We start from the raw sequence: 24,976 nt of genomic DNA, 5'->3' as shown, positions 1-24,976 counted from the left end.
CCCTCCCTCACTGAGAACACTCGCCGGGTGTCAGCTGCACCCGCTCGTCGAGCCGCAGCCCTCGCAGATGTAGCAGGAGCCGGCGCGCTGCATCTTCGTACCGCAGGAGAAGCAGAGCGGAGCGTCCGCGCTGATGCCGAGCTGCATCTCGACCAGTTCGGCCGAGGTGTGCGCCGTCGCCGGGGCGGGCTTCTCGGCGGACTCGCGGGGAGCCGCCACCGCCTTCAGCGGTTCGGACTGCACCGGGGCCGACTGGGCCAGGCTCTCGGAGTCCAGGCCGTCGGCCTCGTAGGACGGCTCGTAGGAACCGGTGTCCAGGTGGCGCTGGCGCTCCTCGGCGGAGTGGATGCCGAGGGCGGAGCGGGTCTCGAAGGGCAGGAAGTCCAGCGCCAGGCGGCGGAAGATGTAGTCGACGATCGACTGCGCCATCCGCACGTCCGGGTCGTCCGTCATACCGGCCGGCTCGAAGCGCATGTTGGTGAACTTCGAGACGTACGTCTCCAGCGGGACGCCGTACTGCAGGCCGACCGAGACGGCGATGGAGAAGGCGTCCATCATGCCCGCGAGGGTCGAGCCCTGCTTGGACATCTTCAGGAAGACCTCACCGAGACCGTCGTCCGGGTAGGAGTTGGCGGTCATGTACCCCTCGGCGCCGCCCACCGTGAAGGAGGTGGTGATGCCGGGGCGGCCCTTGGGGAGGCGCTTGCGGACCGGTCGGTACTCGACGACCTTCTCGACCGCCGTACGGATGGTCTCCTCGGCCTTCGCGGTGACCTCTTCCTTCTCCTTGTCCTTGGTCTTGGCGGAGAGAGGCTGGCCGACCTTGCAGTTGTCGCGGTAGATCGCGAGCGCCTTGACGCCCATCTTCCACGCCTCGAAGTAGACCTCTTCGACGTCCTCGACGGTGGCCGTCTCGGGCAGGTTGACCGTCTTGGAGAGGGCGCCGGAGATCCACGGCTGGATGGCCGCCATCATCCGGACGTGGCCCATCGCGGAGATGGAGCGCTCGCCCATCGCGCAGTCGAAGACCTCGTAGTGCTCGGTCTTCAGGCCGGGGGCGTCGACCACGTTGCCGTTCTCGGCGATGTGGGCGACGATCGCCTCGATCTGCTCCGGCTGGTAGCCGAGACGGCGCAGGGCCTGCGGCACGGTGCCGTTGACGATCTGCATCGAGCCGCCGCCGACCAGCTTCTTGAACTTGACCAGGGCGAGGTCGGGCTCCAGGCCGGTGGTGTCGCAGGACATCGCGAGACCGATGGTGCCGGTGGGGGCGATGACCGAGGCCTGCGCGTTACGGAAACCGTTCTTCGCGCCGAGCCGGATCACGTCCTGCCAGGCCTCCGTCGCGGCGGCCCAGACCGGGGAGTCCAGGTCGTCGATGTGGACGGCCTGGGCGTTGGCGTCGGCGTGCTGCTTCATGACGCGCTGGTGCGGCTCGGCGTTGCGGGCGTAGCCGTCGTACGGGCCGACGACGGCGGCGAGTTCGGCGGAGCGCCGGTAGGAGGTGCCGGTCATCAGCGAGGTGATGGCACCGGCCAGGGCGCGGCCGCCGTCGCTGTCGTACGCGTGGCCGGTCGCCATCAGGAGGGCGCCGAGGTTGGCGTAGCCGATGCCCAGCTGACGGTAGGCGCGGGTGTTCTCGCCGATCTTCTGCGTCGGGAAGTCCGCGAAGCAGATCGAGATGTCCATCGCGGTGATGACCAGCTCGACAACCTTGGCGAAGCGCTCGGACTCGAAGGACTGGTTGCCCAGACCGTCGTCCTTGAGGAACTTCATCAGGTTCAGCGAGGCGAGGTTGCACGAGGTGTTGTCCAGGTGCATGTACTCGCTGCACGGGTTCGAGCCGTTGATCCGGCCGGACTCCGGGCAGGTGTGCCAGGCGTTGATGGTGTCGTCGTACTGGATGCCGGGGTCGGCGCAGGCCCAGGCGGCCTCGGCCATCTTGCGGAAGAGGGACTTGGCCTCGACCTCTTCGATGACGTCGCCGGTCATCCGGGAGCGGAGCCCGAACTTGCCGCCCGTCTCGACGGCCTTCATGAACTCGTCGTTCACCCGGACGGAGTTGTTGGCGTTCTGGTACTGGACGGACGTGATGTCGTCGCCGCCCAGGTCCATGTCGAAGCCCGCGTCGCGCAGGGCGCGGATCTTCTCCTCCTCCTTCACCTTGGTCTCGATGAAGGCCTCGATGTCGGGGTGGTCGACGTCGAGGATGACCATCTTGGCCGCACGGCGCGTGGCGCCACCGGACTTGATCGTTCCGGCGGACGCGTCGGCGCCACGCATGAACGAGACCGGCCCCGAGGCGTTGCCGCCGGAGGAGAGGAGCTCCTTGGAGGAGCGGATACGCGAGAGGTTCAGGCCGGCGCCTGAGCCGCCCTTGAAGATCATGCCCTCTTCCTTGTACCAGTCGAGGATCGACTCCATGGAGTCGTCGACGGCCAGGATGAAGCAGGCGGAGACCTGCTGCGGCTGGGGCGTGCCGACGTTGAACCAGACCGGGGAGTTGAAGCTGAAGACCTGGTGCAGGAGGGCGTAGGCCAGCTCGTGCTCGAAGATCTCGGCGTCCGCGGGGGAGGCGAAGTAGCTGTTGTCCTCGCCGGCCTTCCGGTACGTCTTCACGATCCGGTCGATCAGCTGCTTGAGGCCGGTCTCGCGCTGCGGCGTGCCGACGGCCCCGCGGAAGTACTTGCTGGTGACGATGTTGACCGCGTTCACCGACCAGAAGTCGGGGAACTCGACGCCACGCTGCTCGAAGTTGATCGAGCCGTCGCGCCAGTTGGTCATGACGACGTCACGGCGCTCCCACGCCACCTCGTCGTACGGGTGCACGCCGGGGGTGGTGTGGATGCGCTCGATACGCAGACCCTTGCTCGCCTTGGCGCCCTTGGTGCGGGAACCTCGTGCCGGGCCGCTCGCCGTCTCTGTCATGCCGCCTCCCATATGTGGGCAAAAACGCCCTGAAGTGCCCGGATCTTCCCAGGCACAGTGTGTGTCCGATGCCCCGGACGCCGTACGCGGCCTCCGGATGCAAATCTCATGTCGCCCCGCCGCCGGTCCGCGGAGATGTCGCGGGCACGGGCGGTCCGGGCGGGTGCCGCTCAGTCGGCGGCGATGGCGGGCGCGGGGACCTCAAGGGTCTCGCCGCTTCCGCAGTCCTCCGCGGGAGGCCGCTGCGCACGCAGTTCCACGATGGCGGCCTCGAAGTCTTCCAGGGAATCGAACGCCCGGTACACGGACGCGAAGCGCAGGTACGCGACGAGGTCGAGTTCCTGCAGGGGGCCGAGTATGGCCAGACCCACGTCATGGGTGGTCAGCTCGGCACTGCCGGTGGCGCGCACCGCCTCCTCGACCCGCTGGCCGAGCTTGGCGAGGGCGTCCTCCGTGACGGGCCGTCCCTGGCATGCCTTGCGGACGCCGGAGATGACCTTGGTACGGCTGAAGGGTTCGGTCACGCCGCTGCGCTTGACCACCATCAGCGAGCAGGTCTCCACCGTGGTGAAGCGGCGGGAGCAGTCGGGGCACTGCCGGCGGCGACGGATCGACGTCCCGTCATCGGTGGTGCGACTGTCGACGACCCGGCTGTCGGGGTGCCTGCAGAAGGGGCAGTGCATGGCTCCCAACCCTCCTTACACAGCACGACTGAATAGCCTCTTCGAGGCCCTTCGCACGGGCCTCTGGAGGCAGTCCCCAGCATAGGCGATGACCACGGCCCGGATGAACCGAGACCACAACTTCTGGGCGGCCGAGACAATCCAACCACTAGATCTAGGGTTGGTTCGCGTTTTCGGCCCCATCGCGTGTCGCGCGCCGATCGGCGACCGGGGGAGCGCGGGCCAGGGAAGAGGGTACGGGAAAAGCGGGGCCGCCGAGCCGCCGGGGCCTCCGGCTCGCGCTCGCGGATGAAAGACTGGCCCGCGGCGGCGCGCCGCCCTGCCACGGGGCCGCACACCCCATCGCCTGGATTCTCATACACCTGCCGGGAGCACTGCGGCAGCCCTTTATTCGTTTTTCACTCGAACGTGTGTTTGGCGCAACCTTTCGAAAGCTACTACCGTTGTCCAGCTAGGGAGAACATTCGAGAGGGGCCGACGTGACCACCACCGCAGACAGTGCCACCATCACCGCCCGGGACCACCGCTCCCAGAGCCGACTTGAGCCGGTGCATGCCATGAATGACTCAGTCACGAACACGGACGGGCCCGAGCCCGCGCGCCCCGGACGTTCCTTGCCCGGGAGGCCGCCAGGCATCCGGGCGGACAGCTCGGGGCTCACGGACCGCCAGCGGCGCGTCATCGAGGTCATCCGCGACTCCGTGCAGCGCCGGGGCTACCCGCCGTCGATGCGGGAGATCGGTCAGGCGGTGGGCCTCTCCAGCACCTCGTCCGTCGCCCATCAGCTGATGGCCCTGGAGCGCAAGGGCTTCCTGCGCCGCGACCCGCACCGCCCCCGCGCCTACGAGGTACGCGGTTCGGACCAGCCCAGCACCCAGCCCACCGACACCACGGGCAAGCCCGCCGCTTCCTACGTGCCGCTGGTGGGCAGGATCGCCGCCGGTGGGCCGATCCTCGCGGAGGAGTCCGTCGAGGACGTCTTCCCGCTCCCCCGCCAGCTCGTCGGCGACGGTGAGCTGTTCGTCCTGAAGGTCGTCGGTGACTCGATGATCGAGGCCGCGATCTGTGACGGCGACTGGGTCACCGTGCGCCGCCAGCCCGTCGCGGAGAACGGGGACATCGTCGCCGCGATGCTCGACGGCGAGGCGACGGTCAAGCGCTTCCGCCGGGAGGACGGGCATGTCTGGCTCCTCCCCCACAACGCCGCGTACCAGCCGATCCCCGGCGACGAGGCGACCATCCTCGGCAAGGTGGTGGCGGTGCTGCGCCGGGTCTGAAGCCCGGGCGTCTGTACAGCGCATCGGCCACGGCATCCGCCCCGGGGTCCCTTCCTAGGACGTCGATCATGACGTCGGTTCCGGGGCTTTGCCGTGCCGCCTCCCCGCCTGGTGGCAGGCGGGGGCTACGCGCCCTCCGCCTTGGCCTTGGCGTCGATGGCGGCCAGTGAGCGGCGCGCCTGATTACGGTCCGTGGTGTACCAGAAGTCCGGCAGTGAGGCGCGCAGATAGCTGCCGTACCGCGCATTGGCGAGCCTGGGGTCGAGCACGGCCACGACTCCCTTGTCGCCCGTCGCCCGGACCAGTCGGCCCGCACCCTGGGCCATCAGCAGGGCCGCGTGCGTCGCCGCCACCGCCATGAAGCCGTTGCCGCCCGCCTCCTCGACCGCCTTCTGCCGGGCGCTCATCAACGGGTCGTCCGGCCGGGGGAACGGAATCCGGTCCATGACCACCAGCTGACAGCTCGGGCCCGGGACGTCGACGCCCTGCCAGAGCGACAGGGTGCCGAAGAGGCAGGTCTCCGGGTCGGCCGCGAAGTTCTTGATCAGCTCGCCGAGCGTCTCCTCGCCCTGGAGCAGGATCGGCTTGTCCAGCCGTCCGCGCAGCTCCTCGGCTGCCGCCTTGGCCCCCCGCATCGAGGAGAACAGCCCCAGGGTGCGGCCGCCCGCCGCCTCCACCAGCTCGGCAAGCTCGTCCAGCATGTCCGTACGGGAACCCTCGCGTCCCGGGGTGTTGAGATGCCGGGCCACATACAGGATGCCCTGCTTCGGGTAGTCGAACGGGGAGCCGACGTCCAGCCCCTTCCACTGCGGTACGTCCTCGCCCGCCGTGCCCTCGGGGGCCAGGCCCAGGGACGCGCCCACCCCGTTGAAGTCACCCCCGAGCTTCAGCGTGGCCGAGGTGAGCACCACGGAGCGCTCGGCGAAGAGCTTCTCGCGCAGCAGTCCGGAGACGGAGAGCGGAGCCACCCGGACGGAGGCCCCGAACCGGTCGTGCTGCTCGTACCAGACGACGTCGTACTCAGATCCCTGGGTGATGCGCTCGGCGACGCCGTGGATGGACTCGACCGAGGCCAGCGCCTGCTTGCGGACGGCGTTCTCGTCCTCGACCGACTTGTCGCGGGTGGCGCCGATCGCGGAGATCACCGTACGTGCCGCGTCCCGCAGCGCCATCAGTGCGTACCCGAGGTCCTCGGGCACCTCCTCAAGCCGCCCCGGGAGGGCCAGCTCCATCACCCGCTCGAAGCCTTCGGCGGCCGTCTGGAGGGCGTCGGCCGCCTTCTCGTTGACCAGCTTCGCCGCCCGGCGGACCGCCCGGTTCACCTGGGCGGGGGTGAGCTCGCCGGTGGCGACGCCGGTGACCCGGGAGACCAGCTCATGGGCCTCGTCGACGATCAGCACCTCGTGCGACGGCAGGACCGGTGCGCCCTCGATGGCGTCGATCGCGAGCAGCGCGTGGTTGGTGACGACCACGTCCGCGAGCTTGGCGCGCTCGCGGGCAGCCTCGGCGAAGCACTCCGCTCCGTACGCGCATTTCGTCGCGCCCAGGCACTCGCGCGAGGAGACCGAGATCTGTGCCCACGCCCGGTCCGAGACGCCGGGGGTCAGGTCGTCCCGGTCGCCCGTCTCCGTCTCGTCCGACCAGTCCCGCAGCCGCAGCAGGTCCTGCCCCAGCTTGCTGGAGGGCGCGGCCGCCTCGAACTGGTCGAAGAGCCCCTCCTCCTCGTCCTGCGGGACACCTTCGTGGAGCCGGTGCAGGCAGAGGTAGTTCGACCGGCCCTTGAGCATGGCGAACTGGGGGCGCCTGCGCAGCAGCGGGTGCAGCGCGTCGACCGTACGCGGAAGGTCCCGCTCCACGAGCTGCCGCTGGAGGGCGAGGGTGGCCGTGGCCACCACGACCCGCTCCCCGTGCGCCAGGGCCGGCACCAGATAGCCGAGCGACTTGCCCGTACCGGTGCCGGCCTGGACGAGGAGGTGGGACTGGTCGTCCACGGCCTCGGCGACGGCCTGGGCCATGGTGGCCTGGCCGGGCCTTTCCGTACCGCCGACGGCGGTGACGGCGGCGTGCAGGAGTTCGGGGAGGGATGGCTTCGTCATAGCCCGACCACCCTACGGCGCACCACTGACAACGGCGATCACTCCCGGACGCGTGCGGAGGGGTGCAGGGGGTTCGGCACCGTGCCGTGGATGGCCGCGTGCGGGCGGCTGGCCCGGTCACGGTAGCCGTCCACATGCAGACGGTTGCGGTTCAGGCAGAGGCGCTCGATCTCCGGGGTGAGCATGTCGAACAGCTCGAACCGCTCCTTGAGCTCCGGGAAGCGGGCGTGGTGGCGCACGATCTCCGCCCGGACGAGTGACCAGAACTCGTCCTCGGAGACGCCGAGCTGCTCCTCACACAGGGGGGAGAGATAGCGGAAGACACCGACGAAGAGGCCGGAGTGGATGAACTGGGTGAGGAAGGACGGCTCCTCGGTGAGGAGGACGGCGCGCACCTCCTCGGGCATGGTGGCGTGCTCCGGCAGCGGGTGGGCGCTGATGTTGACGTCGTCGACGAAGTCCTTGATCGCGAGGCGTACGGGCACGTCGTTCTCGTCGAAGACGACGATGGCGTTCTCTCCGTGCGGGGAGAAGACGGTGCCGTAGCGGTACAGGAAGTGCAGCAGGGGCGGCAGCAGGGCGGCGAAGAGGCGCTTGAGCCAGGTGTCCGGGGACAGCCCGGAGCGCTCGACCAGCTCCGCGGTGAACGCGCGGCCCCCCGGGTCCGTATGCAGGAGGGAGGCGAGCGTCCGGGCCCGTTCACCCGGGGCGAGGCGGGGCGGCAGGGGCTCCCGCCAGATCGCGCCGAGGACTTCCTTGTACTGGTAGGGCGCTTCGGGAAGGTGGTCGTACAGCGGATGTTCGACGGTCACGGAGGCGACCTCGCCGAGGAGGATCACCCGGCAGGTGTCACGGAGGAAGGGGTCGCCCTCGCAGAGGCCCTGCACCCAGTCCGTGACGGCGGGGGCGGCTACGGTGCGTTCGGTCGGCAGACCGCGCCAGACCAGGGTGTTGAGGATGGAGAGCGGCAGCTTCACCGTGTGCCGCTCCGGTCGTGCCACGTTGGCGAACGTGCGGATCGACTGCTGCGGGAGCCGTTCGTCGCCGTCGGTGCGCAGCGCCACGATGTCGCCGTCGGCGATGGCGGGGGCGAAGAGCGGAACGATCCATTCGTCCCACTGCCAGGGGTGTACGGGGAGGTAGAAGTAGCCCTCGGGGTCGAGGCCCCGGGCCCGCAGTATCTCGGCGAAGGCCTCCCGGACTGCCGGATCGAGCTCTTCGGCGTAGAGGCGGCCGGGGGCGGTGAGGCGGCCGACGCCCCGGTACTGCGCGATGCGGGTGCTGACCGCGATCCACGGCAGCCGGAGCGGGACGCGGGTCTCGGGGGTGTAGCGGGCCGCGTCGGCGGCCGAGAAGCCGAGCCGCCCCTTGCTGGCCACCAGCCAGGGGTGGCCGGTCTGATGGCCTTCCAGATCCGCGTAGTCCAGGGCCGCGAGCCGGTCCGCGGTGAGCGCGGTGTGGTCGAGGCGGGCGTCGGCGGTGAGGGTGAGGGTCAGCTCGCGGATGAGGTGGCCGAGGGTCGCGCCGTCGAGTCCGAGGAGGCCGCGGGCCCGGGTGAGGAAGCGCAGCGGGTCGCGGAACGGACGCGTCGCGGCGGACGAACCGTTGGAGTGGGTGTCTGCGTGAGCGGCGGTGGGCCGGCCGTTGGACTGTGCGTCGGCGCCACCGGGGGCGGGCGCGCCGTTGGGGTGCGCGTCGGCGAGGGCGTCGGCAGACGCATGGGCGAGAGAGTCCGCCTGGGCGTCCGGGGGCCGACGGGTCTCCTCGACGGGCCGCCGGGTCTCCACGATCGACTCGGGGTCGACGCGCCAGCTGCCGTAGACGCCTCGGCGGGCCGTGAAGTGGAGCACTCCCCCGTCGTCGAGGGTCAGCCGGTGCAGTCCGCCGGGGCCGGGCCGGCGGACGGGCTCGATGATCTTCTCGTAGGCGAACTCGCCGAGCATCTTGGCGAGCAGCCGCGCTGCGGCCCGGTCCCAGATCTCCCGGTTCAGCTCCGGAGGGCTGAACAGCTGCGGGGTCTCGGCTGAATCATGGCTCGCGGGATATGTCGGCACGGGGACTCCTCCGGATGGAACCTATGAGGTTCGAGCGGTGTGGATGGTGCGGCGAGTTGGTCACAGCTGGGCTCGGTGCATACGGTCGCGGATCATCAGGGCGGCACGTTTGTCGGGGAGATCCACTTCGGCGGAGAAGCGGAAGCCGGCGCTGAGGAACGCGGATACGGACGGGGTGTTGCGCAGGTCCGGCTCGGCGACGACCCGTCCGCACTGCGGAAGGTTGTCCAGGACGAGGTCGGCGACGGCGCGGAGCAGAGTGGTCCCCACTCCCCGGCCACGGTTCTTCACGCCCCCGATGAGGAGGTGGACTCCGGTGTCATGGGGGCGGGCCGGGTAGTGGCGGGCCAGCGGGTCGAGGTCGGCGCGGTAGATCTCCCAGTAGCTCATGGGCGTTCCGTCGAGCACGCCGAGGCAGGGGATGCTGCGGCCGTCCCCTGCGAGCTGGGTCCTGAGGTGGCCGGCTGTGACGGATGCGGGGCCGGCGAGCTCCCAGAAAGCGGCCACGGCGGGGTCGTTCATCCACCGGGTGAGGAGGGCGAGATCGCGCTCCAGCCGGACGGGCAGAAGGCGGAACCCGCCCGCCTCCGTGGTCGCGGGCGGCCAGGTCACGGGGTCCCCCAGCAGCTCACGTACGCTGCCGGGCCGGGCCGCGCCAGCCCCCCGGGCCACCGTGGCCGGCTTCCCGCCCCGGTCCTCGCGTCGCCCCTCGCACTGCCCCTCGCCGGGTTCCTCTTCCTCGGCGATCAGGGCGAGGAGCTCCTCGGTGAGCTTGAGGTCGAGGGTGTCCTCGACTCCGGCGCTTCCACTCCTGCTGCCGTACGGTTCGGCCGGGTCCTGCTGCTCCGGTACGGCGTCGGGTTCCGCGGACGCGTCGGCGGGAGGCACGGTGGCGCTCTCCTCTCTGGACCGGGTGCGGTCGGTGAGTTTCTCCGGTGCGGGTGCGGTCGGAGTCTCTCTGGTGCGGGTGCTCAGCTGTACAGCGGGTTGGCGATGGTGACGTAGACGGACTGGGTGTCGACCGGTCCGACCAGCTCGTCGAGGCCGTGCAGCCGGGTCAGCAGATTGGCCTTGCAGCGCAGTTGGCGGTTCTCCAGGAGATACGCGGGCAGCGGCGAGCCCAGTTCCGCGGTCTCGGTGAGGAATTGGCGGAGGACGGTGAGGAGTTCCTGTTCGTCGGCCAGCCGCTGGGCTCCGAACGCCCCGATCAGGCCGAGGACGTTGTTGATGCCGAGGTAGTAGGCGAAGCGCTCGTCGGTGACCGGGTCGGAGACGAACGTGTCGCTGACCGTGCCGATGCCGGGCAGCCGCTGTTCCAGCTCGGCGCGGCGGGAGTCGCGGAAGTAGTAGCCCTGGTTGTCGCGGTAGCGTCCGCCGACGGGCCGGCCGTCCGGGTCGAGGAGGACCAGGGTGTTCTGCTGGTGGGCTTCGAGCGCGATGCCCGCGTGGGCGTCGAGCCAGAGGACCGGGCGTACGACGCGGTCCAGGTAGCGCCGGAACCATTCGGCCGAGACCTCGTGGGTGGCGCGGCCGGTGCGGGCGGACAGGCGGGCGACGACCTCGGCGAGCCGGGAGCGCATGCCCGGCTGTCCGGGCCGGGGGCGCTGGGCGGTGAGCCCGGCGACGCAGGCGGCGTCGTCGCCCGGGCCGAAGGGGTTGTGACGGAGCATCACGTCGAGCCCGGGGACGGGGTCGCTCTTGGCGTCGTCGACGGCGAGCCAGGCGGGGTCGCGGACGATGTCGAAGCCGGGGTGTTCCCGCTGCCAGCGCTCGGCGAGGCCGGTCGACAGGAGTCGGTGGACCTCGACGCCCCGGTGCAGCTCCTTGCGGAGGTTCTCACGGCGGGAGTTGGTGATGCGGACCCCGAGGGAGAGCTTGAGCATCACCCGCGCGCCGGGCCGGTGCACGGTACGGATGGAGGAGGTGGGGTGCCAGTGGTCGCCGTGCGGGCCGAGGTCGCGCAACAGGCCGGCCTCCGCGAGGGCCAGGACCTGGGGTCGGTGGAGCAGGTCGGCGGCCTGCCAGGGGTGTACGGGGACGGCGACGGTGCCGGGGGGCGGGCGGAGGCCTTCGGCGTGCGGGGCGAGCAGCTCCTCGGCGGTGGCCGGGCCGCCCTCGTCCCATGCGGAGTCGGTGGCGGTCAGCGACCGGTCGACGGCGAACCAGTGGAGCGGGAAGGAGCCGTGGAGCTCCGGTGAATAGCGGCGGGACTCTGTTTCGGAGAGGCCTTCGCGGCTCTTGGGGGTCGGGTGAAGAGGGTGGCCCAGCAGCAGCGACTGTTCGGCGGTGAGGAAGAGGTCGGCCTCGGCGGGGTCGGCCGGGCGGCGCCGCCGCTGCTCGATGAAGCCCGCGGTGTGGCGTACGGAGTCGGCGACCCGGCCGACCAGGTCGCCTGCCCCGCTCTCGCCGCCCTCGCGGGCGATGAGGGCGGCGACGGTGACGGCGTCGGCGGGCGGGGCTCCGGCGGGGGCGTTCTCCAGCGCGGGAGCACCGAAGCGGTGGGCGCCGGTGGCGGACCAGTAGGGCACGGGGACGAGGAGCGCGGTGCCGCTGGCGGGGAAGGCGATGCGCAGGGTACCGCCGTCGGGGCGGGGCAGGCCCGTCTCCCGGGTCCAGCACCGCAGAAGGCTCTCCGTGCCCGCCGCGTCGGCCGCCCGCCGCGGGTCGGGGTGATCGAGGGGGTCGGGCCCCCGGCCCTGGTCCTCCGGCGCCTCCGGTTCCGGACCCGGCCCGCACGAAGGGGGGTTCGGGTGGTGGGCGGCTTTCTGGCGGGGCACGGTCGTCGCCTCGACCGTGCCGGGGGCGGCCGGTCCGTCCTGCCCTCGGTGCTGGGGGGTACCGGGGCCGTCGGCCTCGGGCGCGGGGGTGGGGTTCACGGCGCTCTTCCTTATGAGGATTCCGGGATCAGATGATCGACCCGGCGGTGGTCCGACGGTGCGGCGAGCGTTCGGCGGCCGCCAGCGCGTCGGCGAGACGGTCGACGACGGCACTCGCCTGTTCGTCGGTGAGGGTGAGAGGAGGCAGGAGGCGGACCACGGCACCGTGCCGGCCGCCCAGTTCGACGATGAGGCCGCGGCGCAGGCATTCCTGCTGGACGGCGAGGGCGAGGGCCGGGTCCGGCGGCGGTGCCGGGTCGGGGTCGCCGGCCTCGGCGGGCAGGGGCGCGCTCTCGGGATCCACCAGCTCCAGGCCGATCATCAGTCCACGCCCCCGTACGTCACCGATCGCCGGATGGTGTGTCCGCAACTCCGTCAGGCGGGCGAGCATCCGGGCCCCCAGAACCGCTGCGCGGTCCGCCAGTTGGTTCTCCCTGACGTACGCGAGCGTCGCCGCGCCCGCCGCCATGGCGAGCTGGTTGCCCCGAAACGTACCCGCGTGCGCGCCTGGCTGCCAAAGGTCCAGCTCAGCGCGGTAGACGATGACGGCGAGCGGGAGGGAGCCGCCGATCGCCTTGGAGAGGACCATGACGTCCGGGACGATGCCGCTGTGCTCGACGGCCCAGAAGGCGCCGGTCCGGCCGACGCCCGTCTGCACCTCGTCCACGACGAGCGGAATGGACCGGTCCGCGGTGATCCTGCGCATGCTGCGCAGCCAGGCGTCGGGGGCGGGGTTGACGCCGCCCTCGCCCTGGACCGGCTCCACGATCATTCCGGCCGGGGTGGGCACGCCGCCCTTGCGGTCGTCCAGCAGGTGTTCGGTCCAGCGGGCGGCGAGGGCCGCCCCGCCCGCGCCGCCGGTGCCGAACGGGCAGCGGTAGTCCTGCGGGAAGGGCAGCCGGGTCACCCGGACGTCACTCGCACCGCCGGAGGCCTCCAGCGCCCCGGCGGTCATGCCGTGGTACGCGCCGGTGAAGGCCAGCAGGCCGCTGCGCCCGGTCGCGGAACGGACCAGCTTGAGCGCGGCCTCGACGGCGTCCGTACCGGCCGGGCCGCAGAACTGGATGCGGGCGTTGTCGGCGAACTGCCGGGGCAGGGTGGCGAAGAGCTCGGTGGTGAAGGCGTCCTTGACCGGGGTGGCGAGGTCGAGGACGTGCAGGGGTGCGCCGGAGTCGAGGACCTTCCTGATGGCTTCGAGCACGACGGGGTGGTTGTGCCCGAGGGCCAGGGTGCCCGCGCCGGAGAGGCAGTCCAGGTAGCGCCGTCCGTCCGCGCCCTCGATCGTGAGCCCGCGGGCCCGCACGGGGACGATCGGCAGGGACCGCGCGTAGGTGCGGGCCGCCGACTCGCGCAGCGACTGGCGGCGCAGGATGCCCTCGTGTGCGGGAGGCGGTGCCACCGGAGCGGGTTCGGTCACGGACACGGCTCTTGATCCTCCTGCGGTAACGGTTGCGTTGCACGTCGGTACGATTTCGCGCGGACGGACTGAGCGGGTGAACGCTGTCCTGGTGTTCCCCGTACGTACCAACGACGCCGAACGCGATGGATCACGGGTAAATCGGAACATCCTCGCGGCGGCGGAACCGTGGACCTGCCGCGCACCGTCACCATCGGCACCGGCATAGTGGGGGCCGCACAGCGGCGCGGAGCACCTGCTCCGGCGCCCGAAGTGTCCGTAAGGCAACACCGAGTACCGAGTGACGAAGTCCCAGGGGGATCACCAGATGCGACCCATTCGCCCGACCGAAACCGCACGCCCCGGGAGGCGCGCACGGCGCAGGCCTTCCGGTGTGTTCGCCGCGACGGCCGTCGCGGCCGTCCTCGCGCTCACCGCCACCGCCTGCGGTCCGGAGGAGGACAACGCGGGCCCCGCGCCCAGCGCCTCGGCGGACCAGTCGTCCGACGGCAAGGTCACCCTTCCGGACGATCTGAAGAACCGGCTCAAGGAGCACGGGATCGACCCGGACAAGTGGCGGGACGGCGAGTGGAAGAACTGGGACAAGGACAAGTGGCTGCGTGAGGCCAAGGACTTCATCAACCCGATCATCGAGGGCCTCTGGGACCCGGACCGGATGCGGGAGGCCGACAAGCCCCCGGAGAACCCGGTCGACAACGACATCTCCGGCGACGAGGGCGTGACGGACCCGACGCCCGCCCCGGTCCAGGCCGCCGGTGTCGCGACGCCGTACCACGACAGCGTCCCGGAGTCCGGGAAGCTGCTGTTCGACGGCCCGCAGGGCTCGATGGTCTGTTCCGCGACGGTCGTGAAAGACCCGGCGAACCCCGGCAAGTCCAACATGGTGTGGACCGCCGGGCACTGTGTGCACGCGGGCAAGAAGGGCGGCTGGTACCGCAACATCGCCTTCGTCCCGGCGTACAACAACGACGGTCTGTCGCTCAAGGAGTTGGAGACCGCCCCCAAGGAGAAGATCGCTCCCTACGGCGTGTGGTGGGGCGACTGGGCCCAGACCTCCGAGCAGTGGATCTCGCAGGGCGCGGCGGTCGGCGGGCAGGGTGCGCCGTACGACTTCGCGGTGCTGCATGTGACGCCGGAGAAGGGCGCTTCGGGCAAGTCGCTGGAAGAGACGGTCGGTTCGGCGCTGCCGGTCGAGTTCAACGCTCCCGCCGTGCCGGAGATCGCGGACATGACGGCGACCGGCTACCCGGCCGCACCCCCGTACGACGGTCAGAAGCTGCTCCAGTGCAAGGACGAGCCGGGCCGTCTGGCGCTCCGCAAGGACCAGCCGACCATGTACCGCATCGGCTGCACGATGACCGGCGGCTCCTCCGGCGGCGGCTGGGTCGCGACGGGCCAGGACGGCAAGCCCGCCCTGGTCTCGAACACCTCGATCGGCCCGGTCACCGCGGGCTGGCTGGCCGGGCCGCGGCTCGGCGAGGAGGCCGAGGGCGTCTACCGCGCGGTCAGCCAGAAGTACGCGGGCCAGTAGCGGCCCGGCCCCTCAGCGGGGCACGTTCGACGGCCCCCGGCACGGCAGTTGCCGGCCGGGGGCCGCTCCGTCCCGGCGTCCGGTTCCGCACCGGCCGCCACGTACGATCATGACGCGCGCATGCCAGAAGCGCGGGCATTGCCGACTACCCACGCATCACGTATTCCGAACCGATAACGCGTTCAGGGGGATTCTTCCATGCGATCGATACGTCCGCTGCTGGCCGCCACCGGCCTCGTCGCGGCACTCGCGCTGACGGCGACAGCCTGCGGCCCGGACGAGGACGGGGCCGCCGCGGCCAAGCCCCCGGCCACCGAGGGGTCCGGGGAGCAGGGTTCCACCGGGGGTCTTCCCGGAGACCTGGGTGAGGCCCTGGAGAAGCACGGGGTGGACCCGGAGAAGTGGAAGAACGGGGAGTGGAAGAACTGGGACAAGGACAACTGGCTCCGCAGGGCCGAGGACTTCGTCAACCCGGTCATCGACGGCCTGTGGAAGCCGGACCGGATGGCCTCGGCCGAGGATCCGGCCAAGACGATGGCGGCCGGTGACCTCTCCGCGGGCCGGAACGCCAGCGACCCCGTGCCCGCGCCGGTGCCCACCAAGCCCGAGAAGCTGCCCTACCACCGGCACGCCGCTCCGGTCGGCAAGGTCTTCTTCGACTCGCCCAAGGGCTCGATGGTCTGCTCGGGCACGGTCGTGAAGGACCCGAAGAACCCCGGCAGGTCCAACATGGTGTGGACGGCCGGACACTGTGTGCACGCGGGTGCCGGCGGCGGCTGGTACCGCAACATCGTCTTCGTGCCCTCGTACAACGACCAGGGCAAGTCGGCGGCCCAGCTGCGCACCGCGCAGCCGCACGAGGTCGCCCCCTACGGCACCTACTGGGCCGACTGGGCCGCGTCCTCCGGCGAGTGGATCTCCGGCGGCGGCCCCACGGGCGGCGCGGGCGCACCGTACGACTACGCGATCCTGCACGTGAAGCCGGAGAAGGGCACGAAGTCCCTGGAGGAGACGGTCGGCAACGCGCTGCCGGTCTCCTTCGACGCCCCCGAGATCCAGCAGATCAGCGGAATGGGGGCCTGGGGCTACCCGGCCGGCGCGCCGTACGACGGTCTGCTGATGCACCGGTGCGTCGACCGTCCCGGCCGGCTCTCCCTCGGCGCCGGGACCCCGACGATGTACCGGATCGGCTGCACGATGACCGGCGGCTCCTCCGGCGGCGGCTGGTTCGTCGCGGGACCGGACGGGAAGTCGATGCTGGTCTCCAACACCTCGATCGGACCGGTCACTTCGGGCTGGCTGGCCGGACCGCGCCTCGGTGAGGACGCCCGGCGGACCTTCGGGATGATGAGCGACAAGTTCGCCGGTCGGTAGCGGTAGGCCCGCTGCCGTACGCCGAAGGCCCGGCCCCCGAGCTCTCTGGAGAGTCCGGGGGCCGGGCCTTCGGATTCGCGGGGTCCCGCGAGGGTCAGTGCGCGGCGGGGACGAAGGTCCCGAGCTCGGCGGCCAGCTCCTCGTGGACCTGGGCCTTGAGCAGGGTGCCCTCGGCGGTGTGCTCCTCGAAGAGCACCTCGCCCTCGGCGTGCACCCGGGAGACCAGAGCCCCCTGGATGTACGGCACGAGCACCTCGATCTCGACGGACGGGCGGGGCAGCTCGGCGTCGATGAGCGCCAGCAGCTCGTCGATCCCGGCGCCGGTCCTGGCCGAGACCGCGATCGCGTACTTCTCGTTGCGCAGCAGCCGCTGGAGGACCAGGGGGTCCGCCGCGTCCGCCTTGTTGATCACGACGATCTCGCGTACGTCCACCGCGCCGACGTCCCGGATCACCTCGCGCACCGCGGCGAGCTGCTCCTCCGGTACCGGGTGGGAGCCGTCCACCACGTGCAGGATGAGATCGGACTCGCCGACCTCCTCCATGGTGGAGCGGAACGCCTCGACGAGGTGGTGCGGCAGATGCCGGACGAACCCGACGGTGTCGGCGAGGGTGTAGATACGGCCGCTCGGCGTCTCGGCCCGGCGGACGGTCGGGTCCAGGGTGGCGAACAGGGCGTTCTCCACCAGGACACCGGCCCCGGTCAGACGGTTGAGCAGCGAGGACTTGCCCGCGTTGGTGTATCCGGCGATGGCGACCGAGGGCACCTTGTTGCGCTTGCGCTCCTGGCGCTTGATCTCGCGGCCCGTCTTCATCTCCGCGATCTCCCGGCGCATCTTCGCCATCTTCTCGCGGATCCGCCGCCGGTCCGTCTCGATCTTGGTCTCACCGGGGCCACGGGTGGCCATGCCGCCACCGCCGCTGGAACCGCCGCCACCCATCTGACGGGAGAGCGACTGCCCCCAGCCGCGCAGCCGCGGCAGCATGTACTGCATCTGGGCCAGGGAGACCTGCGCCTTGCCCTCTCGGGACTTGGCGTGCTGGGCGAAGATGTCGAGGATGAGCGCGGTCCGGTCGACCACCTTCACCTTGACGACGTCTTCCAGATGGATCAGCTGGCCGGGGCTGAGCTCACCGTCGCAGACGACGGTGTCGGCACCGGATTCGAGCACGATGTCGCGCAGCTCCAGCGCCTTGCCCGAGCCGATGTAGGTGGCCGGGTCCGGCTTGTCGCGCCGCTGGTACACCGCGTCCAGCACCTGCGCGCCCGCCGTCTCGGCGAGTGCGGCGAGCTCCGCGAGGGAGATCTCCGCGTCGTGCACCGTCCCCGAGGTCCAGACACCTACCAGCACGACGCGCTCCAGGCGCAGCTGGCGGTACTCGACCTCGGTGACGTCCTCAAGCTCGGTGGAGAGGCCGGCCACGCGCCGCAGGGCGGCACGCTCGGAGCGGTCCAGCTGATCGCCGTCCCGTGCTCCGTCGATCTCCTGGCTCCAGGCGACGTCCTCTTCCATCAGGGCGTCGGCCCGAAGGCTTTCAGTGAGGCTCTCGGTGGTGTTCTCCGTGGCGCTCTGCGCGTTCCGCGCGTCCTGGGGAAGGGAAGAAGAGGAGGTCATTGGATCCTTACGTCGATAGAAGTCATTACGCCAGTCACAACGTGTGATCTTCCCGGATGATTCCCTGCCGGGAATCCCGGTGCGGTCCGCCGCGCCGACGCGTCGATAGTGGCACGGCCCCGGCGCACCCGTCACGCGGGTTTCGCGCTCGTCCAGTCGGGGTGCCCGGGCATCGGCGGCGTCGTCTTCCCGTACAGCCAGCCGTCGAAGAAAGCGGTCAGGTCCCGGCCCGCGATGCCGGAGGCGAGCCGGGTGAAGTCCGCGGTGGACGCCGTGGAGTCCCGGTGCGCCCGGACCCAGGCGCGCTCCAGGCGGCCGAAGGCGGCCGCGCCGATCTCCTGGTGCAGGGCGTAGAGCACCAGGGCGCTGCCGTCGTACATGACGGGGCGGAACAGGCTGAGCTTCTGGCCCGGGGCCGGGCCGTCCGGATGCGCCGGAGGGCCACCGTCCGCCCGCCAGCCGTCGGACAGCTTGTACGCCTCACGCATCCGCCGCTCCAGTGTTCCGCCGCCGTGCTCCTCGGCGTACCGGGCCTCGTACCAGCTGGCATGTCCCTCGTTGAGCCACAGGTCGGACCAGGTCGCGGGCGAGACGCTGTTGCCGAACCACTGGTGGGCCAGCTCGTGGATCATCACGGAGTCGACGTACCACTCGGGGTAGGCGGGCTCGGTGAAGAAGGACCTCCCGAACAGGGACAGGGTCTGGGTCTCCAGGGCGAAGCCGATGGGGCTGTCGGCGACGAGCACCCCGTACGTCTCGAAGGGGTAGCGGCCGACCTGCTCCTCCATCCACTCCAGCTGGGCCGGGGTCTTCGCGAGCCAGGGTTCCAGCCGCTCGCGGTCGGCGGCCGGGACGACGTCGCGCACCGGCAGTCCGTGCGGTCCGGTGCGGTGCAGGACCGCGGAGCTGCCGATGGAGACCTGGGCCAGTTCGGTGGCCATGGGGTGTTCGGTGCGGTAGGTCCAGGTGGTCGTGGAGCCGTGCCGGGTCTTTCCGGTGGGCAGACCGGCCGCGACCGCCGTCAGCTTGCGGGGGGCGGTGATCCGGAAGGTGAAGTACGCCTTGTCCGAGGGGTGGTCGTTGCCCGGGAAGACCCGGTGGGCGGCGTCGGCCTGGTTGGCCATGGCGAGCCCGTCGGCGGTACGGACCCACCCGCCGTCGTCCGCGGCCCCGGTCGGGTCGCTGGTGTGGCGGACGGTGATGTTCAGCGGGGCGCCGGCGGGGAGGCGGCGGGGCGCCTGGAGGACGAGGTCCTCGTTCTTGCTGCCGAAGTCGACGGACCGCCCGTTGACCTCGGCTCCCAGGACGGTGCCCCGGGCGAAGTCGAGGTTGATCCGGTCCAGCGGGGCGGTGGTGCGGGCGCTGATCTTGGTGACGGCGTCCAGCGGCTTCGTGTTGCTGCCGTGGTACGTGAGGGCGATGTCGTACGCGAGGACGTCGTAGCCGGGGTTGCCCAGCTCGGGGAAGAGCCGGTCACCGATGCCCAGGGGCTCGGGGGCGGGCAGTACGGCGGCGACGAGGGTGGCCGAGGCGGTCGCCAGCAGGGCGGCCCGCAGACGGCGGGAGAGGAGCGGCATGGACTACCGCTATCAGCGCGCGGCCGCCGGGCCGGGGAGCCGCGCGCCGCACCACCCGAACGAGGACGCGCCGTCCGTGGCGGCTCAGCCCGCCGGGGCCGGGTGCTGGGCGCGGCTGACGTCGTAGACCCCGGCCACCTCGCGCATGGCGCGCATCAAGGCGGGAAGTCCCGCGGCGTCGGGGAGCTGGAGGGTGTACGTGTGGCGGACGCGCTGTTCGCTGGGGGGCTCCACGGTGGCGGAGACGATCGCCGCCTCGGCGGTGGCGATGGCCTCGGTGAGGTCGGCGAGGAGCCGGGGGCGGCCGAAGGACTCGGCGACGAGCGTGACCCGGCAGCCCGCGGTGGACCCTCGGTGTTCTCCGTCCGCCCAGCGGGCCGCGACCGGGGCGCGGCCGATCTCCTGCATCGCGGCCACGGCGGAGCACTCCCGGCGGTGCACGGTGACCGCGCCGCCGCGGACGACGAAGCCGGTCAGCTCGTCGGGGGGCACCGGCGTGCAGCATCCGGCCAGGCGCACGGGGGCGTCCGGGCCGTCGACGACGACGTCGGCGCTGCGCGGCCCGGAGCGGGTGCGGGCCGGGGCGGTGGCGGTCCGGGGGACGGCGCGTTCGGGGGCGCCGCGTTCCTCGGAAGCGCCGCGTTCCCGGGTGGGGGCGGCGGGCTCGCCGGGCATGGGACCTGGGCCTGCCGAGCCTGGGCCGGGGCCGTGGCGGCCCGGGCCGCTCGCGTCCACGGTCTCCGGGTCGGGCTTCGCCTCGTCGGGGTGGTCGGTGAGCCAGCCGGTGATCGCGATCCGGGCGGCGGGGGTGCGGACATGGTCGAGCCAGTCGGGCGAGGGGCCCGAGGCGGTGTCCTGGGCGAGCAGCAGCTGCACGGTGTCGCCGTCGCTGAGGACGGTGCTGAGGGTGGCGAGGCGGCCGTTGACCCGGGCTCCGATACAGGCGTGGGCCCGGTCGCCGTACTGGGCGTAGGCCGCGTCGACGCAGCTGGCCCCGGCGGGCAGCCCGAGCGTGCCGCCGTCGGTGCGGAAGACGGTGATCTCGCGGTCCTGGGCGAGGTCGTCGCGCAGGGTGGTCCAGAAGGTGTCGGGGTCGGTGGCGGACTCCTGCCAGTCCAGCAGCCGGGAGAGCCAGCCGGGCCGGGTCGGGTCGGCGCGCTCGTCGGACGGCTCGGCCGGCTGGGCGGGGGCGGTGCCGTCCTGGGCGTACGGATTGCCGAGGGCGACGACGCCCGCCTCGGCCACCTTGTGCATCCGGTGCGTACGGATGAGGACTTCGGCGACGGCTCCCCCGGGGCCCACGACCGCTGTGTGCAGCGACTGGTACAGGTTGAACTTGGGGGCCGCGATGAAGTCCTTGAACTCGGAGATCACCGGAGTGAAGCAGGTGTGCAGTTCGCCGAGGACGGCGTAGCAGTCGGCGTCCTCGGTGACGAGCACCAGCAGTCGGCCGAAGTCGGTGCCGCGCAGTTCGCCGCGTTTCCTGCGCACCCGGTGCACGGAGACGAAGTGGCGTGGCCTGATGAGGACTTCGGCGCTGATGCCCGCGTCCCGCAGGGTGTGCCGTACGTTGTCGGCGATGGTTTCCAGGGGAGCGTCGGCGCGCGTCGCGGTGGCGATGAGGGCGCGGGTCTTCTCGTACTCCTCGGGGTTCAGGATGGCGAAGACCAGGTCCTCCAGCTCGGTCTTGAGCGCCTGCACGCCGAGCCGTTCGGCGAGCGGAATGAGGACGTCCCGGGTGACCTTGGCGATCCGGGCCTGCTTCTCCGGGCGCATCACGCCGAGGGTGCGCATGTTGTGCAGCCGGTCGGCGAGCTTGATCGACATGACCCGGACGTCGTTGCCGGTGGCGACGAGCATCTTGCGGAAGGTCTCGGGTTCGGCGGCGGCGCCGTAGTCGACCTTCTCCAGTTTGGTGACGCCGTCGACGAGATAGCAGACCTCTTCGCCGAACTGCTCCCTCACCTGATCGAGCGTCACCTCCGTGTCCTCGACGGTGTCGTGGAGAAGGGAGGCGGTCAGCGTGGTGGTCTCGGCGCCCAGCTCGGCGAGGATCAGGGTGACCGCGAGCGGGTGCGTGATGTACGGCTCGCCGCTCTTGCGCATCTGGCCGCGGTGCGAGGACTCCGCGAGGACGTAGGCCCGGCGCAGGATGGTGAGGTCGGCGTCGGGGTGGTGGGCGCGGTGCGCCTCGGCGACATGGCCGATGGCGTCGGGCAGCCGGTCGCGGGAGACGGGGCCGCGCAGTGCCACCCGGCCCAGTCTGCGCAGGTCGATCCGGGGGCGGCTCCGCCTGCGAAGGGGAGCGCCCGGATCGGCGGCCTCTGCACTCATGGGGGGGCACCTCCGACGTCGACCGGCGGGGCGAGGGCTGGATGCGCCTCGGGGCCGGTGCTTGATGCTATCGAGCCCACCACGTGGCGCAGTCCAGCTCTCGCCCAGCGTGAAACGGATCACCCATTCGAGCGAAGCTCTGACCGATCACCGTTTCGAGCGAAGCGACTCCGGCTGCTACCGCGCGGCGTCGTCGAGCCAGGCCGGGTCGATGACGCCTTCGGCGACGATCACCGCGGGGCCCGTCATGTCGATTCCGCCGTCGGGGTGCTCGGTGATGACCAGGGTGCCGCCGGGGAGATCCACCGTGTACGTCACGGGGAGGCCGGTCTCGGCGGGGTCGGTGCCGTCCCGGCGGGCGGCGGCGACGGCGACCGCGCAGGCGCCGGTGCCGCAGGAGCGGGTCTCGCCCGAGCCCCGCTCGTGGACGCGCATGCCGACGTGGTGCGGGCCCCGGTCGACGACGAACTCGACGTTGACGCCTTCGGGGTAGACGTCCTCGGGGCTGAAGGGCGGGGTGCTGAGCAGGTCGCCCGCGTGGTCCAGGTCGTCGACGAAGGCGACCGCGTGCGGGTTGCCCATGTTGACGTTGCGGGCGGGCCAGCTGCGGCCGCCGACGCTGACCGTGACGCCCGCCTCGGGCAGCAGGGCGCGCCCCATGGAGACCGTGACGTCACCGTTCTTCGCGAGGTGCACCCGCTTGGGGCCGCCCCGGGTGGCGACGGTGAGGTCGCCCTCCTCGACGAGGCCCGCACGCTGGAGATAGTGGGCGAAGACGCGCACCCCGTTGCCGCACATCTCGGCGACCGAGCCGTCCGCGTTGCGGTAGTCCATGAACCACTCGGCCGCGTCCGCCATGTCCCGTGCCTCGGGGTGCGCGGCGGACCGCACGACGTGCAGCAGGCCGTCGCCGCCGATGCCGGCCCGGCGGTCGCAGAGCCGTGCGACGAGGGAGGCGGGCAGCGCGACGGCGTTGTCCGGGTCGGGGACGATCACGAAGTCGTTCTCGGTGCCGTGACCCTTGAGGAAGGCGATCTGCGAGGTGCTCACACGTCAACTCTACGAGGCGGCGCCGACAGCCCGCCCGACCGGCCCCGGGCCTCGGGCTCCGCCGCGCGAGCCCCGCCCGGTGGCGTACGGCCGTCAGCGCAGTCGGGCGACGCGCCAGACGGCGAGAGCCACGAGTGCGGCGCCCGTCACGACGTACAGGGCGATCACCCGCCAGTCGGGGCGGTCACCCGAACTCCGGGAGGGCAGACCCGGCCAGGTGTGGCCGACGCGGCGGGCGGCCATCATGCCCCAGCCCGCGGCGCAGCAGCTGATCAGGAGGCCCAGCATGGCGACCACGGCACCGCCGTCGCCGAACTCGAAGGCGAGCGGGAAGGCGAACATCAGCGAGCCGACGGCGGCCAGCATGACGATGGGCGCGAGCTGCCAGATCCGCAGCCGGCGGGCGGGCCGGAGCTCGACCTCGACCTCGGGGGTCACGTCCTGCTCGTCGGGCCCGTCGGGGCTCAGCCCCGCGGTCTCCCGCGGCGGCGGTGCGTCGTGCTCTGTGTCGCGCTGTTCCGTGTCGCGAGGGCCGGCCTCCATCGCCACGCGCCCTCCCAACTCGGACTCCACTGGTGGATCGATGCTCGATGATGGCACGATCACGGGCGCTGAATTGACGGGCGGGGCTTCCCGATGCCATCACGTGATCAGGCTGTGACCGCTCGTTCGACCAACGTCAGGGCACGGTGCGGGAGTTCCCCCCGGTCGCGGTGTCCGCCGCCGAGCCACACGACGCGCGGGTCACGGCGGAACCAGGAGTCCTGACGGCGTGCGAAGCGCTTGGTTGCGCGCACGGTCTCGGCCCGCGCCTCGTCCTCGGTGCACTCCCCCGCGAGCGCCGCCAGGATCTGCTGGTAGCCGAGAGCCCGTGAGGCGGTGAGGCCCTCGCGCAGTCCGGCCGCTTCCAGGGCCCGCACCTCGTCCACGAGCCCCGCCTCCCACATCCGGTCGACGCGCACGGCGATGCGTTCGTCGAGCTCGGGGCGGTCCACGTCGACGCCGATCTGCACGGCGTCGTAGACGGGCCGGTCGCCGGGGAGGTTGGCGGTGAAGGGCTTGCCGGTGATCTCGATGACTTCGAGGGCGCGGACGATACGGCGGCCGTTGCTCGCCAGGATGGACCGGGCGGCATCCGGGTCGGCCTCGGCGAGCCGGGTGTGCAGGGCGCCGGAGCCGCGCTCGGCCAGTTCCGCTTCCAGGCGGGCGCGCACCTCGGGGTCCGTACCGGGGAACTCCAGGGCGTCGATGGCGCCCTTCACGTACAGCCCGGAGCCGCCGACCAGGATGGGCGTACGGCCTTCGGCGAGAAGCCGGTCGATCTCCCGCCGGGCCAGCCGCTGGTACTCGGCGACGCTGGCGGCCTCGGTGACGTCCCAGATGTCGAGCAGCCGGTGCGGCACGCCGCCGCGTTCGGGGAGCGTCAGCTTCGCGGTGCCGATGTCCATCCCCCGGTAGAGCTGCATGGAGTCGGCGTTGATCACCTCGCCGTCGAGCCGCTGGGCGAGATAGACCCCCAGATCCGATTTTCCGGCAGCGGTGGGGCCGACGACGGTGATGACGCGGGGGGCGGGGGCGGGAAGGATCACCGGGACAGTGTCCCAAATTTCCGGGGCCACCGAACGCGTGGAGTCGGCAGAAACGGACAGGTGACGGACAATGGGGGCGGGAGAACGCTCCCACGGACAGTCCTCACTGCACGGAAGGTGACCCAATGGGGTTCCTGGACAACCTGAAGGCCAAGCTGGGACCGGCCAAGGAAAAGGTCGGCGACCTGGCGCAGCAGCACGGGGGCAAGATCGAGCAGGGCCTGGAGAAGGCCGCGCGCACGGTCGACCAGAAGACCAAGGGCAAGTACAGCGACAAGATCGATTCGGGTACGCGGAAGGCCAAGGAAGCCGTGGACAAGCTGGGTCAGAAGGACGGCGGTACGCCTCCTCCGCCGCCCGCTTCCTGACGCGGTGGTCATGGCCCGGGGGGGGGGGGGGGGGGGGGGGGGGGGGGGGGGGGGGGGGGGGGGGGGGGGGGGGGGGGGGGGGGGGGGGGGGGGGGAGGGGGGGGGGGGGGGAGGGGGGGGGGGGGGGGGGGGGGGGGGGGGGGGGGGGGGGGGGGGGGGGGGGGGAGGGGGCGGGGGGGGGGGGGGCGGAAGTGGTCGATGTCGTCG

The 24,976-nt window shown here is 71.6% G+C and carries 17 protein-coding genes; 4 read left to right on the top strand and 13 right to left on the bottom strand.

Features of this window, described 5'->3' with window-relative positions; genetic code table 11:
• Window positions 1–30: 30 nt before the first annotated feature.
• The gene (locus ACZ5WC_RS11345; RefSeq protein WP_468540574.1) at window positions 31–2,928 is read right to left on the bottom strand and encodes a vitamin B12-dependent ribonucleotide reductase; all 2,898 of its coding nucleotides are present in this window, start codon (window positions 2,926–2,928) and stop codon (window positions 31–33) included.
• 170 nt (window positions 2,929–3,098) lie between these two features.
• A complete protein-coding gene (gene nrdR, locus ACZ5WC_RS11340) occupies window positions 3,099–3,611 on the bottom strand; it encodes a transcriptional regulator NrdR (RefSeq protein WP_096628540.1) in 513 nt (170 codons plus the stop codon).
• Between the two features lie 479 nt (window positions 3,612–4,090).
• Here nrdR and lexA point away from each other — a divergent pair, with 479 nt between their 5' ends.
• Window positions 4,091–4,888, top strand: coding sequence for a transcriptional repressor LexA (lexA, locus tag ACZ5WC_RS11335; protein ID WP_026242273.1), 798 nt, complete (start codon window positions 4,091–4,093; stop codon window positions 4,886–4,888).
• A 125-nt stretch (window positions 4,889–5,013) separates the two neighbouring features.
• On the opposite strand, the gene ACZ5WC_RS11330 is transcribed toward lexA, so the two are convergent.
• The 5 genes from ACZ5WC_RS11330 to ACZ5WC_RS11310 form a co-directional block, all read right to left on the bottom strand.
• Window positions 5,014–6,984: an ATP-dependent DNA helicase gene (locus ACZ5WC_RS11330; protein WP_468540573.1), complete on the bottom strand. Its 1,971-nt coding sequence runs from the start codon at window positions 6,982–6,984 to the stop codon at window positions 5,014–5,016.
• A 38-nt stretch (window positions 6,985–7,022) separates the two neighbouring features.
• Complete coding sequence (locus ACZ5WC_RS11325) at window positions 7,023–9,038, bottom strand: IucA/IucC family protein (RefSeq protein WP_468540572.1); 2,016 nt, start codon at window positions 9,036–9,038, stop codon at window positions 7,023–7,025.
• Window positions 9,039–9,098: 60 nt separating this feature from the next.
• Entirely contained in the window at window positions 9,099–9,926 is an 828-nt protein-coding gene (locus ACZ5WC_RS11320) for a GNAT family N-acetyltransferase (RefSeq protein ID WP_468540571.1), read from the bottom strand.
• Window positions 9,927–10,009: 83 nt separating this feature from the next.
• A complete protein-coding gene (locus ACZ5WC_RS11315) occupies window positions 10,010–11,914 on the bottom strand; it encodes an IucA/IucC family protein (protein ID WP_468540570.1) in 1,905 nt (634 codons plus the stop codon).
• A gap of 28 nt (window positions 11,915–11,942) precedes the next feature.
• Window positions 11,943–13,337, bottom strand: a complete 1,395-nt coding sequence (locus ACZ5WC_RS11310; protein WP_468540569.1) for a diaminobutyrate--2-oxoglutarate transaminase family protein — start codon at window positions 13,335–13,337, stop codon at window positions 11,943–11,945.
• Window positions 13,338–13,638: 301 nt separating this feature from the next.
• Between ACZ5WC_RS11310 and ACZ5WC_RS11305 the strand changes: the two genes are divergently transcribed.
• Both ACZ5WC_RS11305 and ACZ5WC_RS11300 read left to right on the top strand, forming a co-directional pair.
• The gene (locus tag ACZ5WC_RS11305; RefSeq protein ID WP_468540568.1) at window positions 13,639–14,862 is read left to right on the top strand and encodes a trypsin-like serine peptidase; all 1,224 of its coding nucleotides are present in this window, start codon (window positions 13,639–13,641) and stop codon (window positions 14,860–14,862) included.
• A gap of 198 nt (window positions 14,863–15,060) precedes the next feature.
• Window positions 15,061–16,236, top strand: a complete 1,176-nt coding sequence (locus ACZ5WC_RS11300) for a trypsin-like serine peptidase (RefSeq protein WP_468540567.1) — start codon at window positions 15,061–15,063, stop codon at window positions 16,234–16,236.
• A 94-nt stretch (window positions 16,237–16,330) separates the two neighbouring features.
• Here the strand turns inward: ACZ5WC_RS11300 and hflX are convergent, their stop codons facing one another.
• From hflX to miaA, 6 genes are all read right to left on the bottom strand, one after another.
• Window positions 16,331–17,851, bottom strand: a complete 1,521-nt coding sequence (gene hflX, locus ACZ5WC_RS11295) for a GTPase HflX (RefSeq protein WP_311121836.1) — start codon at window positions 17,849–17,851, stop codon at window positions 16,331–16,333.
• Between the two features lie 131 nt (window positions 17,852–17,982).
• Window positions 17,983–19,428 carry a M1 family metallopeptidase gene (locus tag ACZ5WC_RS11290; protein ID WP_468540566.1) on the bottom strand — a complete coding sequence of 482 codons (1,446 nt, stop codon included), beginning with the start codon at window positions 19,426–19,428 and terminating at the stop codon, window positions 17,983–17,985.
• 84 nt (window positions 19,429–19,512) lie between these two features.
• A complete protein-coding gene (locus tag ACZ5WC_RS11285; protein ID WP_468540565.1) occupies window positions 19,513–21,762 on the bottom strand; it encodes a RelA/SpoT family protein in 2,250 nt (749 codons plus the stop codon).
• A 177-nt stretch (window positions 21,763–21,939) separates the two neighbouring features.
• Window positions 21,940–22,812 carry a diaminopimelate epimerase gene (dapF, locus tag ACZ5WC_RS11280; RefSeq protein WP_468540564.1) on the bottom strand — a complete coding sequence of 291 codons (873 nt, stop codon included), beginning with the start codon at window positions 22,810–22,812 and terminating at the stop codon, window positions 21,940–21,942.
• Window positions 22,813–22,905: 93 nt separating this feature from the next.
• Window positions 22,906–23,355: a hypothetical protein gene (locus ACZ5WC_RS11275; RefSeq protein WP_096628521.1), complete on the bottom strand. Its 450-nt coding sequence runs from the start codon at window positions 23,353–23,355 to the stop codon at window positions 22,906–22,908.
• Between the two features lie 107 nt (window positions 23,356–23,462).
• Complete coding sequence (gene miaA / locus ACZ5WC_RS11270) at window positions 23,463–24,401, bottom strand: tRNA (adenosine(37)-N6)-dimethylallyltransferase MiaA (RefSeq protein WP_468540563.1); 939 nt, start codon at window positions 24,399–24,401, stop codon at window positions 23,463–23,465.
• A gap of 125 nt (window positions 24,402–24,526) precedes the next feature.
• Between miaA and ACZ5WC_RS11265 the strand changes: the two genes are divergently transcribed.
• Window positions 24,527–24,769: an antitoxin gene (locus ACZ5WC_RS11265; RefSeq protein WP_468540562.1), complete on the top strand. Its 243-nt coding sequence runs from the start codon at window positions 24,527–24,529 to the stop codon at window positions 24,767–24,769.
• Window positions 24,770–24,976 lie beyond the last annotated feature (207 nt).

The organism is Streptomyces sp. NPDC033165, assembly GCF_055577965.1.
Note: the sequence above shows the minus strand (reverse complement) of the source record. Positions and strands in the feature narration are given on the sequence as shown.

Bases quoted from the DNA above. Each gene is read 5' to 3' on its own strand.
- ACZ5WC_RS11345 (WP_468540574.1), bottom strand. From the start codon at position 2,928: ATGACAGAGACGGCGAGCGGCCCGGCACGAGGTTCCCGCACCAAGGGC.
- nrdR (WP_096628540.1), bottom strand. From the start codon at position 3,611: ATGCACTGCCCCTTCTGCAGGCACCCCGACAGCCGGGTCGTCGACAGT.
- ACZ5WC_RS11330 (WP_468540573.1), bottom strand. From the start codon at position 6,984: ATGACGAAGCCATCCCTCCCCGAACTCCTGCACGCCGCCGTCACCGCC.
- ACZ5WC_RS11305 (WP_468540568.1), top strand. From the start codon at position 13,639: ATGCGACCCATTCGCCCGACCGAAACCGCACGCCCCGGGAGGCGCGCA.
- ACZ5WC_RS11300 (WP_468540567.1), top strand. From the start codon at position 15,061: ATGCGATCGATACGTCCGCTGCTGGCCGCCACCGGCCTCGTCGCGGCA.
- hflX (WP_311121836.1), bottom strand. From the start codon at position 17,851: ATGACCTCCTCTTCTTCCCTTCCCCAGGACGCGCGGAACGCGCAGAGC.
- ACZ5WC_RS11290 (WP_468540566.1), bottom strand. From the start codon at position 19,428: ATGCCGCTCCTCTCCCGCCGTCTGCGGGCCGCCCTGCTGGCGACCGCC.
- ACZ5WC_RS11285 (WP_468540565.1), bottom strand. From the start codon at position 21,762: ATGAGTGCAGAGGCCGCCGATCCGGGCGCTCCCCTTCGCAGGCGGAGC.
- ACZ5WC_RS11275 (WP_096628521.1), bottom strand. From the start codon at position 23,355: ATGGAGGCCGGCCCTCGCGACACGGAACAGCGCGACACAGAGCACGAC.
- ACZ5WC_RS11265 (WP_468540562.1), top strand. From the start codon at position 24,527: ATGGGGTTCCTGGACAACCTGAAGGCCAAGCTGGGACCGGCCAAGGAA.